General features: G+C 43.8%; 11 protein-coding genes. 5 read left to right on the forward strand and 6 right to left on the reverse strand.

All coding sequences use genetic code 11. From position 1 onward, the window contains the following. The first annotated feature begins 275 nt into the window (after window positions 1-275). A complete protein-coding gene (locus JC525_RS05090) occupies window positions 276-2,609 on the forward strand; it encodes a sensor domain-containing phosphodiesterase (protein ID WP_198814844.1) in 2,334 nt (777 codons plus the stop codon). A 41-nt stretch (window positions 2,610-2,650) separates the two neighbouring features. Here JC525_RS05090 and JC525_RS05095 read toward each other — a convergent pair whose 3' ends face one another. Together JC525_RS05095 and JC525_RS05100 are read right to left on the reverse strand one after the other, a co-directional pair. Beyond that, window positions 2,651-3,748, reverse strand: coding sequence for an NADH:flavin oxidoreductase (locus tag JC525_RS05095; protein ID WP_198814845.1), 1,098 nt, complete (start codon window positions 3,746-3,748; stop codon window positions 2,651-2,653). A 296-nt stretch (window positions 3,749-4,044) separates the two neighbouring features. After that, a complete protein-coding gene (locus JC525_RS05100) occupies window positions 4,045-4,359 on the reverse strand; it encodes a hypothetical protein (protein WP_198814846.1) in 315 nt (104 codons plus the stop codon). A 275-nt stretch (window positions 4,360-4,634) separates the two neighbouring features. Here JC525_RS05100 and JC525_RS05105 point away from each other — a divergent pair, with 275 nt between their 5' ends. Next, window positions 4,635-4,877, forward strand: a complete 243-nt coding sequence (locus JC525_RS05105; protein WP_198814847.1) for a DUF2164 domain-containing protein — start codon at window positions 4,635-4,637, stop codon at window positions 4,875-4,877. A gap of 30 nt (window positions 4,878-4,907) precedes the next feature. On the opposite strand, the gene yfaE is transcribed toward JC525_RS05105, so the two are convergent. The 4 genes from yfaE to ubiG all read right to left on the reverse strand — a co-directional run bounded on the left by yfaE (window position 4,908) and on the right by ubiG (window position 10,019). Continuing rightward, complete coding sequence (yfaE, locus tag JC525_RS05110; RefSeq protein WP_198814848.1) at window positions 4,908-5,180, reverse strand: class I ribonucleotide reductase maintenance protein YfaE; 273 nt, start codon at window positions 5,178-5,180, stop codon at window positions 4,908-4,910. 14 nt (window positions 5,181-5,194) lie between these two features. Beyond that, the gene (gene nrdB, locus JC525_RS05115; protein ID WP_198814849.1) at window positions 5,195-6,325 is read right to left on the reverse strand and encodes a class Ia ribonucleoside-diphosphate reductase subunit beta; all 1,131 of its coding nucleotides are present in this window, start codon (window positions 6,323-6,325) and stop codon (window positions 5,195-5,197) included. Window positions 6,326-6,448: 123 nt separating this feature from the next. Then, window positions 6,449-8,770, reverse strand: a complete 2,322-nt coding sequence (nrdA, locus tag JC525_RS05120) for a class 1a ribonucleoside-diphosphate reductase subunit alpha (RefSeq protein WP_198814850.1) — start codon at window positions 8,768-8,770, stop codon at window positions 6,449-6,451. Window positions 8,771-9,314: 544 nt separating this feature from the next. Next, window positions 9,315-10,019: a bifunctional 2-polyprenyl-6-hydroxyphenol methylase/3-demethylubiquinol 3-O-methyltransferase UbiG gene (ubiG, locus tag JC525_RS05125; RefSeq protein WP_198814851.1), complete on the reverse strand. Its 705-nt coding sequence runs from the start codon at window positions 10,017-10,019 to the stop codon at window positions 9,315-9,317. Between the two features lie 301 nt (window positions 10,020-10,320). Here ubiG and gyrA point away from each other — a divergent pair, with 301 nt between their 5' ends. From gyrA to aroA, 3 genes are all read left to right on the forward strand, one after another. Next, window positions 10,321-13,035: a DNA topoisomerase (ATP-hydrolyzing) subunit A gene (gyrA, locus tag JC525_RS05130; RefSeq protein ID WP_198814852.1), complete on the forward strand. Its 2,715-nt coding sequence runs from the start codon at window positions 10,321-10,323 to the stop codon at window positions 13,033-13,035. A 143-nt stretch (window positions 13,036-13,178) separates the two neighbouring features. Beyond that, window positions 13,179-14,264, forward strand: coding sequence for a 3-phosphoserine/phosphohydroxythreonine transaminase (serC, locus tag JC525_RS05135; protein ID WP_198814853.1), 1,086 nt, complete (start codon window positions 13,179-13,181; stop codon window positions 14,262-14,264). 1 nt (window position 14,265) lies between these two features. Continuing rightward, on the forward strand, window positions 14,266-15,549 hold the full coding sequence (aroA, locus tag JC525_RS05140; RefSeq protein ID WP_198814854.1) for a 3-phosphoshikimate 1-carboxyvinyltransferase: 1,284 nt from the start codon (window positions 14,266-14,268) through the stop codon (window positions 15,547-15,549). The last annotated feature ends 103 nt before the right edge of the window (window positions 15,550-15,652 follow it).

Genomic DNA, 15,652 nt, shown 5'->3' on the forward strand with positions numbered 1-15,652 from the left:
TTAAAGTTTCCTTTTTTCTGTCCGTATATCAAAAGGCTATTATACTAATGGGCAATGCTCGAAACCTTTTTGAGTGATACTCTAGTGAGTACGAACTTTCTTAATTGATGTGAAAAAATCTAACTGTCCAGATGGTTGATTTACAAGTAACTTATCGGGGCTAGCGTTTAAAAGCATTGAGTTTAGAATACTCTCCGATATGAACATAGAACAATCCGTATGGGTATAAACGCTAAACATTGGCGGCGGGAGTTCCCTTTGCGAAGGAGTAAGTTTTGCAATTATCCCCACCCATTTTAAACGATGATGAAAGAGTTAAAGCGGTAGAACGACTGGGTTTACTCGACACCTTGCCGGAAGAACGCTTTGACCGATTAACCCGTTTAGCGTCAAGCATCTTTGGATGTCACTCCGCGACAATTACTTTTATTGACGCAGAAAGGCAGTGGGTTAAGTCTTCAGTTAATCTTGATTTGGGTGAAAGTGCCCGTGAACTTTCATTTTGTGCTCACACTATTGCACAAAAAGAAGTGCTGGTTGTTTCTGATACCTGCAATGACGATCGTTTTAGAAATCACCCTTACGTAACTGGCTGCCCACATATTCGTTTCTACGCTGGGGTCCAACTTATGTCAGAAGGCCAGCCCGTTGGAGCACTGTGTGTATTTGACACCGAAGCAAAAGAGTTTGATGAAAAGAGAATTGAGCAATTAGGCAATTTAGGAAAACTTGTCGAATCAGAGCTTCAGCGGCAACAGATTAACGAATTATCCAACCAACTAGAAGAATATCAGCGTCGTCTTGCTCGTACGCAAAAAATAACGCGGGTGAGAAGCGCCATACTCGAAAAAGTAGTTAATGCGGTGTCTTTGCAAGATGTGCTCAACGACATTGTGTATGCCATTGAAACTGAATTTTCAGAACAGATATGCAGCATTTTATTGTTAGAGGATGGCAAGCTTAAAAAAGGGGCTGCGCCGTCACTGCCTGATTTTTATAACGAAGCTATTAATGGCGTTGAGATAGGTGCTGGTGTTGGTTCCTGTGGAAATGCCGCAGCAACCAACACACTGACAATTGTAGAAGATATCAGCACACATCCTTTCTGGTCGGAATGGAAAGGTTTGGCAGCAAAAGCAGGCGTAGGCTCATGTTGGTCACAGCCCATTCAAGATTCCAAGGGTAATGTTATCGGAACGTTCGCTATCTATCATAAAGATAAAGCCATTCCGTCTTCTGAAGAAATTATTTTAATAGGGCAGTTTGCACATATCGCAAGCATTGCGGTGGAAAGAGAATTGGCCAAAACGCTCATTTGGAAGCAGGCTAATTTCGATGTGTTGACCGGCTTACCTAATCGCAATTTAATGCTGGATCACTTGCAGCTTGCTATGGTCTCGGCGGATCGTGACGGAGAAAAAGTAGCGGTAATTTTCCTAGATTTAGACAACTTTAAAGATATCAATGACGCCCTTGGCCATGATCTTGGTGATAAATTACTTGTAGAGTGCGCAGAACGTATTAAAAAAGCGTTGCGAGCAAAAGATACTGTATCTCGGCTAGGTGGCGATGAGTTCATCATTATACTCAATGGCATTACTGGATTGAGTTCCGTCGAAGCTGTAGTTCAAAAGATACTTGATGCTATTGCTAAACCATATATGTTAGATCTTCAAAGAGTTCATTCTAGTGCAAGTTTAGGAATTACTATCTACCCTGATGATGGTCGTGATGTAACGAACCTATTGAAGAATGCTGATCAGGCAATGTATGGCGCCAAGGGGAAAGGAAAAAATAGTTATCAATATTACACTCATGAAATGCAGTCGGCGGCGATTAAAAGGATCACGTTACTCAATGACCTGCGTTACGCCGTAAAGAACAAGGAGTTGTTTATTGAGTATCAACCTATCTGTAACTTTGACAGTAAAAAGGTTGTGAAAGCTGAGGCATTGCTAAGATGGCAGCATCCAGAAAAAGGTAGGATCCCGCCAGACGAATTTATTCCACTTGCCGAGGAGTCGGGACTCATTATTGAAATAAGTAATTGGGTCTTCGATGAAGTGTGCAGGAATATCAAGCATTGGAAGTCGCGCTTTTGTAGCGAACTACAAATAAGTATTAATACATCTCCTAGCCAATATTTTAATGCAGAGTCTAATATCACTGAGTGGCTGAATTTGTTGTTAGAAAGAGGCATATCAGCGCGCTCCATTCTTTTAGAAGTGACGGAAAACTTGCTAATGGAAGCGAATGATATGGTATCTAAAAAGCTGTTTGAATTTAGGCAGGCTGGTGTTGATATCGCACTTGATGACTTCGGCACAGGCTTTTCTTCTATTTCCTATCTTAAGAAATTCCCTACCGATTACATCAAAATAGACAAAAGCTTTGTAAAGTCTATGACGGACGTGAGTAACGATAAAGTACTGTGCGAGGCCATTATTGTGCTAGCTAAAAAGCTTGGAATTAGCGTGGTGGCAGAAGGTGTGGAAACACAGGAGCAGTATGACATCTTAAAACATATGGGATGTGATTATGCGCAAGGTTATCTGATTGCTAGGCCACTATTAGAGGCTGATTTTGAGTCTTTTCTTTTAGCGCGCTAGCGCAACAGACGCTGCGCTAGCTATATACCTACCTCAACGACTCAAGAGAGCGTTGCAAGCGATTGACCAGAATATGTTTCAAGCTCTTCTGTTCGGTTTTCTTTTATCTTATTCGCCCAATTAGGATCTTGGAGTAGGGCTCTACCTACAGCAACTAAATCAAACTCCTCAGCGTTTAGACGTTCAAGTAGATCGTCAACTGAACGAGTATCTGAGCCTTGACCTTTGAAGGCGCCGAAGAAGTCATCATTTAGCCCAACCGAACCAACGGTTATCGTAGGTTTTCCAGTTAGCTTTTTCGTCCAACCCGCAAGATTTAACTCGCTACCTTCGAATTCATTTTCCCAATATCGACGCTGAGAACAATGGAATATATCGACGCCAGCCTCGCTCAAAGGAATCAAAAACTTTTCTAATTCTTGAGGTGATTGTGCTAAACGAGCGGTGTAATCTTGTTGTTTCCACTGTGAATAACGAAGTACTATAGGAAAGTCGGGCGAAGTTGCGCTTCGAATAGCCTTGATAATCTCAACAGCAAAACGTCCACGGTTTTCCATGCTGCCACCCCAACTGTCTGTGCGTTGGTTTGTGCCTTCCCAGAAAAACTGGTCAACAAGATAACCATGGGCACCATGGATTTCTATTCCATCCATACCAATGGCTTTCGCGTCAGATGCCGCTTGAGCGAATGCAGCAATTACAGATTCAATATGCTCAACCGTCATAGGCTCGGCGCCTTGCTTACCTGGCTTGAAGAGACCAGAAGGCCCCGCACTTGGAAGTTCAGGGTAGGGGGCTTTTTCTGCAACACGGGCCATACCAACATGCCACAATTGAGGCATTATTTTTCCACCTGCGCCATGCACTTCATCAACAACCTGCTTCCAACCTATCAGTGCTTGCTCTCCATGAAATTGAGGAATATTTCCATCCATCGTTGCGACTTTATCATTTACCGTTGTACCTTCAGTAATAATAAGGCCTGTGCCACCTTGTGCCCGACGTTTGTAGTAAGCAGCAACGTCTGCCGTTGGGATGCCATTTGGAGAAAATTGACGCGTCATCGGCGCCATCACAATACGGTTAGTTAACGAAAGGTTACCTTGTGAGTAAGGTTTAAACAGGGCGTTAGCTGTCATCTTTTATTCCTGATTATTCTTTTGTGTTTAGGGTCTTTTAGCGTCTTTTTTATTTCGGCAAAGGAAATCCACTTTGATGTTACAAGCCCTTTATTAGCGCCACGCATATTGTTTAATCGCGTGTTGTTCTCAACGCTTTAAAAGAGTCACTGATACACTAAAAGCACCATAGGTAACATGTGATACTACTTGGGAGATGGGCTAAGTCAATTTTCCAATGTTGATAGTAAGTCATAAATACAAGTGAACTAAAGGGCGCCTTTGATGGAGGAGTCCTGATTCAAAACTCATCAATGTTAATCTAAGATTTCTACAATTTCCCTTGTGGCTTCAATAAGTCTTACCACCTTGTTTTCAATACGAACGGTGATCAAGCCGTCGTTACCTAGTGGCACAACAACCCGAGCATGGCCGTAAATATCTCGGTCTAAACGTTTGCCAACGGCTAACTTTTTTTCCCAACCGGGCGGTAGTTCACCCGTCCGTTCATATTTTTTCTCTATACCTGGGGGCAGAGTTTTATCCTTGTGCCCATTGTTCGTGGTGGAATTCGCGGGCAAGCTAATTAATGCCAACACTGCGGAAATACTTAGCAATGGTAAAATTTTCATTGTCATCCTCACATAATGCATGAAAGCGTCACACTATTTTTATCGTTCAGCAAAGGCGTACTAAGACCAAGAGCGTTGAATCTTATACGCTATAAGCCTTTTTCAAAATTGAAAATTAGTGAACGTAAAATAGCAGCATGATAGTGATACAGCGAAAACTGTACCAGGGTGGACAAGATAAGTTATCAAATGCTTAATAAACGTGCGTTCGGTTATGCTACGTTTTAAACTTGCTGTTAATCAGATAGTTAATAAACAAGAATTGAGGAGGCGCAATGAGTGATATTGTATTTTCGCGTGAGGAAAAAGGCGTATTAGTCGCTAAATTACAACGATATTTTGATGATGAATTAAGTGTTGAGCTTGGTCAGTTCGACGGCGAGTTTCTGCTGGATTTCATTAGTAAGGAAATGGGCGCATCGTTTTACAACAAAGGGGTAAACGACGCTAGAGCAGTCGTTGCATCGCGCTTACAGGTCATTGATGAAGAATTATATGCCATCGAAATAGTGCTGTGAGAGTGATAGTGAGCGTGATTAATGAAAAGGTTATAGCGGTACTTTAATTTTTAACGGGCACTTAGCCACACAGCAGCACGGCAGTATTTCGTCGTCATCGATGAATGCAAGAGGGTCGGTAGTATACTCAACTTCGCCTTCTATAAGCTTGGTACGGCACGCGCCACAAAATCCTTCCCGGCAGTGGTAATGGATATGAACGTCCGCTGCTTCAAGGGCACTTAAGATTGTTTTATCAGAAGGGGCTTGAATGATGCCCACATCGACAACGTCGATGTGGACAGATTTTTCATTACTACTCATTAAGCTGTAATTTTTTACAGCTCAAAATCGGCAAAGTCGTCTTCGCTTACCGCCGAATCGATTTGGCCAACAAGGTAAGAGCTAATTTCAGATTCTTGAGGCGCTACTTGGACATTGTCTGAGTTCAGATAATTATTCATCCACGGAAGTGGGTTGCTGCTGATATCAAACGGTGCATCTAGACCAATGGCAGACATGCGCTGATTAGCAATGTATTCAACGTACTGGCATAGGATTTCTTTGTTAAGTCCAATCATTGAACCGTTCTGGAACAGATAATCTGCCCACTGCTTCTCTTGCTCAACTGCATTCATGAAAATAGCACGAGCTTCATCTTTACACTCTTCTGCAATTTGTGCCATTTCTGGGTCATCTTTGCTCTTAGCCCACAGGTTAAGAATATGCTGCGTTGAGGACAAGTGAAGGTTCTCATCACGGGCAATCAATCGAATGATTTTAGAGTTACCTTCCATTAACTTGCGTTCGGCAAAAGCAAAGGTACAGGCAAAAGACACATAGAAACGGATAGCTTCAAGCGCATTTACCGAGTTCATGCATAGAAACAGCTTCTTTTTGAGCTCGTACATGTTAACCGTGTAGGCAGTACCATCAACGGTGTGAATGCCTTCACCCTGTGTTTGCCATAGCTGAGTGGCAAAAATGAGATCATCGTAGTATTTGGAAATATCAGCAGCGCGGCGCTTAATTTCTTCATTCACTACGATATCTTCAAAGATCTCACTCGGGTCTGAAAACAAGTTCCGAAGAATATGCGTGTATGAACGAGAGTGGATCGTTTCAAAGAAAGACCATGTTTCTACCCAGGTTTCTAGCTCAGGTAGCGAGATAATAGGCAAAAACGCAATATTTGGACTGCGGCCTTGTACCGAATCCAGAAGGGTCTGATACTTAAGGTTTGATATAAAGATATGTTTTTCCGGATCGGTTAATTTCTGAAAATCAACGCGGTCACGAGAAACATCAACTTCTTCAGGACGCCAAAAAAAGCTAATTTGTTTTTCAATAAGCTTTTCGAAAATGGCATGTTTTTGTTGATCATAACGTGCAACGTTTACGGGGTTGCCGAAAAACATCGGTTCGATCAATGGATTAGTACTTTGCTGATTAAACGTAGTGTATTTCATGATAGCCTAACTAAAAACTTAATGATTAACGCGTATTATTGTTTGTGTTCTTGCTGCGAAACGTTAAGGGCAAATGCGGTAATATCCGTTTGTGCATTTGCCACTTAAACAGGTGGGCGCGTATTAAATTTTACACGCGCCGCCTGCACAATCATCATCTTCCTCTACAACCACTTCTTCTTGGCGTGGCATAGGCTCGCTTGCTTTTGCGTCTAGCGCTGAGGTGTCTGATGCACCATCGCGAGTATTGTGATAATAAAGTGTCTTAACACCAAGCTTGTAAGTGGTAAGAAGGTCTTTGAGCAGAAGCTTCATTGGCACCTTGTTACCTTCAAAACGGCTTGGGTCATAGTTTGTATTTGCTGAGATAGTTTGGTCGATAAACTTCTGCATGATACCAACAAGTTGTAGGTAACCATCGTTTGAAGGAATATCCCAAAGTAGCTCATATTTGTCTCTTAAAGTTTCGTACTCAGGTACTACTTGCTTAAGTACACCATCTTTACTCGACTTAATACTGATGAAACCGCGTGGTGGCTCAATACCGTTCGTCGCGTTAGAAATCTGTGAAGATGTCTCTGATGGCATTAATGCTGACAGCGTAGAGTTACGCAAGCCGTGAGTTTTAATTTCTTCACGAAGGGCATCCCAGTCGTAATGAAGCGGTTCATTACACACGCTATCAAGATCTTTCTTGTAGCTGTCGATTGGCAAAACACCTTGCGAGTACGTTGTCTCGTTAAATTTAGGACACGCACCTCGCTCTTTCGCAAGATTGTTCGACGCTTTTAATAGGTAGTACTGCATTGCTTCAAATGTACGGTGAACCAGACCATTCGCGCTGTGATCCGAGTATTTAACGCCGTTTTTAGCAAGATAGTAAGCAAAGTTAATAACGCCAACACCAAGTGTACGACGACCCATAGTAGCGTTGTATGCCGCCGGAACGGGGTAGTCTTGATAGTCGAGTAGGTTATCAAGTGCACGTACCGCAAGATCGGCAAGCTCTTCAAATTCGTCTAGTGACTTAATTGCACCGAGGTTAAACGCAGATAGCGTACATAATGCAATTTCGCCGTTTTCATCATTAACATGCTGCAGCGGCTTAGTAGGAAGCGCGATTTCAAGACAAAGGTTGCTTTGACGTACCGGCGCCACTTCTGGGTTGAACGGGCTGTGTGTATTACAGTGGTCAACGTTTTGAAGGTAAATACGACCTGTGCTTGCACGCTCTTGCATGAACAAGCTGAACAGTTCCATAGCTTTAATTTGCTTCTTACGGATGCTGTCGTCGTTTTCGTATTTAACGTAAAGCTCTTCGAATTTCTCTTGGTCGGCAAAGAATGCATCATAAAGACCAGGCACATCAGACGGACTAAACAACGAAATGTAGCCGTCTTTCATCATACGTTGGTACATCAGTTTATTAAACTGAACACCGTAGTCGAGGTGACGTACACGGTTTTCTTCTACACCACGGTTGTTTTTAAGAACCAACAAAGATTCAACTTCCATATGCCAGATAGGGTAGAACAGTGTTGCTGCACCACCACGGACGCCACCTTGCGAACAGCTTTTAACAGCAGTCTGGAAGTATTTGTAAAACGGGATACAGCCAGTGTGAAATGCTTCGCCACCGCGTATAGGACTGCCGAGTGCACGAATGCGACCTGCATTTACACCGATACCAGCACGCTGGCTTACGTATTTAACAATAGCGCTTGCTGTTGCGTTAATTGAATCGAGGCTATCGCCCGTCTCAATAAGTACACATGAGCTGAACTGACGCGTTGGTGTGCGTACACCGGCCATAATGGGTGTCGGTAATGAAAGTTTAAATGTAGATGCCGCATCATAGAAACGACGGATATAATCCATTCGAATTGTTTTGTCGTAGTTTGCAAACAAACACGCTGCCACAAGAATGTAGAGGAACTGTGCACTTTCATATATCTCGCCGGTAACGCGGTTTTGCACCAGATATTTACCTTCAAGCTGTTTCACCGCTGCATAACTGAAATTCATATCGCGCCAATGATCGATATAGGTATCCATCTCTGCAAATTCTTCAGCGGTATAGTCTTCAAGCAAGTGCTTGTCATACTTGCCCATATCAACCATTTTACCTACATGCGAAATCAGTGAAGGAGGCTCAAACTGGCCGTACGCTTTTTTGCGGAGATGAAAAATGGCTAAGCGCGCAGCTAGGTATTGATAATCCGGAGCGTCAGTTGAGATCAAGTCCGCCGCTGATTTGATCAAGGTTTCGTGGATCTCGCTGGTGTTTATGCCGTCAAAAAACTGGATTTGGGCTTTTATTTCAACTTGTGAAACTGAGACGTTATTTAGCCCCTTTGCTGCCCAAGTAACGACTTTGTGAATTTTTTCTAAGTCGATGGTTTCTTTTTCACCGTTGCGTTTGGTGACAAATAAGTTGTTGTTCATGTTACTGGCCGTTTTTTTGTTAGCGCTTGATGCGGGGCTATGTGACGCCCATTTTAATTTTAATTATTGTATGAATTACTGCTATTTACTTTGACTCACGCCAAATAACAGCCCACACAAAAGCGGCCTAGACCAAAACCTTTAAAGTTTGAAGTAGAGACTGCTTGTTAAATTCGTTTACTGCTTTTTTTCCAGCGAGCTTGTTGTCACACCATCCAAATGAGTTCATTCATCGGCATAAAAGCTGCGATCTGGCGATCCCAAGAATGGGTTGGGATCGCTTGCTGAATCAAACACAAGATAGTGAGGTTTTAGCCGTAATGCAACCCAATATCTGGTGGTATTTCGAGCACTCAAACTGGCATGGAATTTATGTTAGTAACAACTAACTTTTTAGGGTTCTACAAGCATTAAACATCGGGATTGCAAGCATTTTAATAAGGTTCTTTGACGTAAAAATTAATTTATTCTTAAGATTCAATTTTTATAAAAACACGATATATGGTGTTTAAAATATCGCCGCAACCCAAGATGTAGTGTTAAATTAATTTTGCGCTACTGTATATAGTAAGTAGTTTACATCTACATTGTTAGACGAAAGATAAAAGCCTTGAGTGATAGGGTCCATGTGAAGCCCTGTCATGTCACGGGGGAGTAAACCTGCTCGATCGGTCATCGCCATGAGCTCAGAAGGTTTAATGAACTTACTGTGATCGTGCGTACCTTTTGGAACGAGTTTAAGAATATACTCAGCGCCAACGATACCCATCAGATAGGATTTGATATTCCTGTTTAACGTAGAGAAAAAAACATGGCCACCAGGTTTGACTAACTTTGCGCAGGCCATGACAACAGATGCCGGGTCAGGCACGTGCTCTAGCATTTCCATGCAGGTTACTATATCAAACTTGCCTGCATTATTTTGTGCAAAATCTTCAGCCGTTGAACACACATAGTCTACTTTTATTCCAGACTCTAAGCCGTGTAATTTGGCTACTTCCAATGACGCCTCAGCCATATCTAAACCGGTAACCCTAGCGCCCGCACGCGCCATTGACTCTGCTAAAATACCGCCACCACAGCCAATATCAACCACCTGTTTATCGAAAAGGCCTTCACTATGTTGATTGATAAAGTCTAGGCGAAGGGGATTAATAAGGTGCAATGGTTTGAACTCACCCTCTGGATCCCACCAGCGGGAGGCAAGCTCGGAAAACTTGTTTATTTCTTGTTGGTCTACGTTCGTCATAGGTAAAACAATCCTTAATATATCTCTTTTTAAGATATCGCAAATTAGGCGCGTGTTTCACTGTTTTTAAATAGATTTAGTGTTTTTATATTAAAGGATGAGTGAAAAATAATCGCTTGTCTTTTTGTTGCTTAATAAGCGTAATTAACCGCTACATAAATCTGTCATCAAGTGGTACACTCAAGCAACGATTATGACCCACATAATAACAAGAGTGCGCGCCCAGTCTTGCTCTCACAATGATGTGATGTAAGGCGCTGGATAACGCAGAACAAACCAAAATAAAGGGATTAAGCAGTTTATGTCTGATAACGCTAAAGAAATCCTCCCCGTTAATATTGAGGAAGAGTTAAAGAACTCATACCTTGATTACGCGATGAGCGTTATTGTCGGGCGAGCCTTGCCTGACGTAAGAGATGGCTTGAAGCCAGTGCACCGTCGCGTGCTGTTCGCAATGAACGAACTGAAAAACGACTTTAACAAGCCATACAAAAAATCTGCCCGTGTGGTAGGTGACGTAATAGGTAAATATCACCCTCATGGTGATTCCGCAGTTTACGATACGATTGTTCGCATGGCGCAGCCTTTCTCTCTCCGTTATATGTTAGTAGACGGGCAGGGTAACTTTGGCTCCGTAGACGGAGATTCGGCCGCTGCAATGCGTTACACAGAGGTTCGAATGGCAAAGATCGCCCACGAACTTCTAGCTGATTTAGACAAAGAAACCGTAGACTTTGTACCTAACTATGATGGTACAGAATTTATCCCTGAAGTATTGCCGACGAAAGTACCTAACCTTTTAATCAACGGTTCTTCGGGCATTGCGGTAGGTATGGCGACGAATATTCCGCCCCATAACCTTACTGAAGTCGTTAACGGTTGTATTGCATTGATCCAAGACCCATCAATTACGATTGATGATCTCATGACCTATATCCCAGGACCTGATTTCCCAACAGCGGCTATGATCAGTGGTCGTAAAGGTATTGAGGACGCTTACCGTACAGGTCGTGGAAAAATATATCTTCGCGCTAAAGCTGACATTGAAACTGACGCTAACGGCAAAGAAACGATAATCGTTAACGAAATACCTTATCAGGTCAATAAAGCACGTCTTATTGAGAAGATTGCCGAGCTTGTAAAGGAAAAACGTATCGAGGGCGTTTCAGCGCTTCGCGACGAGTCTGATAAAGACGGTATGCGAATTGTCGTTGAAGTTAAACGCAACGAATCTGCCGAAGTGTTACTTAACCATTTATACGCCAATACCCAACTTCAAACGGTATTTGGTATTAACATGGTTGCGCTTGATAATGGCCAGCCCAAAGTATTTAACCTCAAAGAAACGCTAGAGTGTTTTATCCTTCACCGCCGTGAAGTGGTAACACGCCGTACCGTTTTTGAATTACGCAAAGCCCGCGATCGTGCTCATATCCTTGAAGGTTTAGCTATCGCGCTTGCCAATATCGACCCAATTATCGAGTTGATTAAAGCGTCGCAAAGCCCTGCAGATGCGAAGAAATCGCTTGTTGCACAAGGTTGGGACCTAGGTGACGTAGCGCAAATGCTAGAGCGCGCTGGTGATGACGCTGCTCGTCCAGATTGGCTGATGCCGGAATTTGGTATTCGTGATGACAAATATTATCTGACTGAACAGCAGGCCCAAGCAATTCTTGACCTTCGTTTACACAAGTTAACAGGTCTAGAGCATGAGAAGATCCTCGAAGAATACAAGCAGCTTCTAGAGCTTATCGCTGAACTACTTCACATTTTAAATAGCCCTGAGCGTTTGATGGAAGTCATTCAAGAAGAACTTGAAAAAATCCGTGACGAGTTCGGCGACGAGCGTCGTACCGAAATTACCGCTGCAAGTCACGATATAGATATTGAAGACCTAATTGAGCAGGAAGACGTTGTTGTTACGCTTTCTCGCGAAGGCTATGTGAAATATCAGAAGCTGACGGATTACGAAGCGCAACGCCGTGGTGGGCGAGGCAAATCGGCTACTAAGATGAAAGATGAAGATATCATCGAACGACTACTCGTAGCCAATACCCACGATCATATTTTGTGCTTCTCAACCCGTGGTCGCTTATATTGGTTGAAAGTGTATCAATTGCCATTTGCAAGCCGAAATGCTCGTGGACGTCCAATTGTGAATATTCTTCCTTTAGAAGATAACGAGCGTATTACCGCCATTCTTCCAATCAAAGAATTTGAAGAAGGTAAGTTTGTATTGATGGCAACGGCAAATGGTACGGTCAAAAAGACTGACCTGAGCTTATATTCTCGCCCTCGTTCAAGTGGTATCATCGCGGTGAATCTGAACGACGGTGACGAGTTGATCGGTGTTGATATTACTCATGGTGATGACGACATTATGTTGTTCTCTGATGCGGGTAAAGTAGTTCGCTTTAACGAAAAGCTTCGCGACAGTGAAACCGGAGACGTGAAGCGCGATCCAGAAACTGGTGAAGAGCTGCTAGCCCTTCGTCCAATGGGACGCACTGCAACAGGTGTGCGCGGTATTCGCTTACAAGACGGTCAAAAAGTGGTGTCGCTGATTGTACCTAAAGGCGATGGCCCTATACTAACCGCTACGGAAAACGGTTTCGGTAAACGTACACCGCTAGAAGATTACCCAGCGAAGAGCCGTGCAACACAAGGTGTTGTATCTATCAAGGTATCTGAGCGCAACGGTAAAGTGGTCGGCGCGGTACAGGTTGACGAAAGCAATGAAATAATGCTTATTAGTGACCAAGGCACACTGGTACGAACCCGTGTTAGCGAAGTGTCGGTAGTAGGTCGTAACACACAAGGTGTTCGCTTAATACGCACAGTCGAAGGTGAGCACGTTGTTGGGTTGCAGCGAATTGAAGAAGTTGCCGAGTTACAAGAATTAGATGAGGACGGTAACCCAATAATTCTTGATGACGCGCAAGAACAAGCAGAAACTGCTGTTCAAGAGCAAGACAACACTGCACAAGACGGTGAAGGCTCAACGACAGAAGAGTAGGGGTAACGCGCGAGCAACGTGCTTTGCGTATTATCAGTGTTCTTTAAACAAGCGGCTTTTGCCGCTTGTTTGCCTAATGGCTCACAGAATATAAAGATGCTCGTGAGTTGAATGGTAATTATCTACAGGTGTTGAACAACGCGATGAAAGAGGTTTTTAACTTTAGTGCGGGTCCGGCGATGCTTCCTAAAGAAGTTATGCTTAAGGCTCAAGCAGAATTTACAAATTGGCGCGATCTAGGCTGTTCTGTTATGGAAGTGAGCCACCGCGGTAAAGATTTCATTGAAATAGCAGCTAAGGCAGAGCAAGACTTGCGCGACCTGCTATCCATCCCAAACAACTACCACGTGCTTTTTACACATGGCGGTGGTCGTGGGCAGTTTGCAGCGGTACCGCTTAACTTGTCAGACACCAACGATACCAGTCTTCACCTAGTAAGCGGCTCTTGGTCGAAAGGCGCGGTAGATGAAGCCAACAAATACAATAATGCTGTTGTTGTTGGTGAGGTGTCTGAGAAAGACGGCCTGCATTATATTGCGCCGCCTCAGTTAACCGACATTGATCAGTCTGCTGCATACTATCACTTCTGCCCTAACGAAACGGTTGATGGTATTGCCTTCGACTGGTTACCAGAGTCCGGTAAAGTACCGCTGGTTTCTGATATGTCTTCGACTATTTTGTCTCAGCCGCTAGACGTAGCGAAGCACGGTGTTATTTACGCTGGCGCACAAAAAAATATTGGTCCTAGCGGCTTATCAGTTGTCATCGTGCGTGACGATCTTGTTGGCAATGCACGTCAAGATACTCCGTCTATTTTCGATTACGCGCTGGCAGCCAAGTCAGATTCCATGTACAACACACCACCTACGTTCTCATGGTATTTAGCGGGGCTTGTGTTTGAATGGCTCAAAGATATGGGTGGTGTGGATGCTATGGCTAAGCGCAACGCTGAAAAAGCAGCGTTACTATACTCTGCGATTGATAGTTCTGACTTTTATTCAAGTAAGGTGCACCCGGATAACCGTTCGAAAATGAACGTACCATTCCATTTAGCTAACCCTGAGCTAGACAAATTGTTCCTTCAACAGTCACAAGACGCTGGCTTGCTAGCATTGAAAGGGCATCGTTCGGTAGGTGGCATGCGTGCCAGTATTTATAACGCAATGCCGGTAGAAGGTATTGTTGCGCTTGTTGAATTTATGCGCGAATTTGAAAGAGTGAATGGATAAAATGGAGCAGTTAACATTAGACCCGATTGCGAAAGTGTCGGGAGAGGTCAATGTACCTGGTTCAAAAAGTCTGTCTAATCGCGCACTGCTCCTAGCGGCGTTAGCGGAAGGCGAAACGGAACTGACAAACCTGCTTGATAGTGAGGACATTGAACACATGCTTAATGCCCTTACGAAACTGGGCATTAGCTATCGCCTTAATGAAGACAAAACCCAGTGTGTTGTGCAAGGTAACGGTGGTGCATTTGACGTGGCTGAGCCGCTAGAGCTTTTTCTAGGCAATGCCGGAACAGCAATGCGTCCTCTATGCGCAGCGCTGGCTGCAAGTAATGTGGATACTGTGCTAACTGGCGAGCCGCGCATGGAAGAGCGTCCCATTGGCGACTTAGTCGATGCACTGCGTGAAGCCGATGCTGACGTTACCTACCTTAAAAACGAAGGTTACCCTCCGCTTCAAATTAAGGGTAAAACGTTGAGTGGCGGTGAAATGTCAGTTGACGGTAGTGTTTCAAGCCAATTCTTAACAGCACTGCTGATGGCTGCACCACTTTTTTCTGGTGATGTTACGATTTGTATTAAAGGTGAACTCGTCTCTAAGCCTTACATAGACATTACTCTTGATACCATGGCGAAATTTGGTGTTGTAGTAGAGAATGACAATTACCAAACGTTTACGGTTTCAGGTGATGCTAAGTACCTATCGCCGGGTAAATTTATGGTAGAAGGTGATGCATCGTCTGCATCATACTTCCTTGCAGCCGGCGCCATTAAAGGTGGAACGGTACGCGTAACCGGGATTGGTCAAAACAGCATTCAAGGAGACATCCGTTTCGCTGACGTGCTTGAAGCCATGGGCGCAAATGTAGTCTGGAACGATGAATATGTAGAAATTACCGGTGCACCGCTTAAGGGTGTAGACATGGATATGAACCATATTCCTGATGCGGCTATGACGATTGCGACTACTGCGTTGTTTGCAGAAGGCCCAACAACCATAACCAACATCTATAACTGGCGCGTAAAAGAAACCGACCGCTTAGCTGCCATGGCAACCGAGCTGCAAAAGTTAGGGGCTAAGGTGGAAGAGGGTCATGACTACATCACAGTGTGGCCAACTGACTCGCTGAAACACGCAGAAATAGACACGTATAACGACCACCGTATTGCCATGTGCTTTTCGTTAGTCGCGCTTAGTGATACGCCTGTGACCATTAACGACCCAGGTTGTACGCGAAAAACCTTTCCTGACTACTTTGCGCGCTTTAAAACATTATATAGCGCGTAAATACACTGCCTAAATATAACATCCATCGAATAAACTTTGGTGAGGCGATGGGTTGATCTATATCAGTATTAGCCAAATGTACAATGCCACCTACGCCAGGTGG

This window comes from Alteromonas sp. IB21 (assembly GCF_016405965.1).
Taxonomy (GTDB): Bacteria; Pseudomonadota; Gammaproteobacteria; order Enterobacterales; family Alteromonadaceae; genus Alteromonas.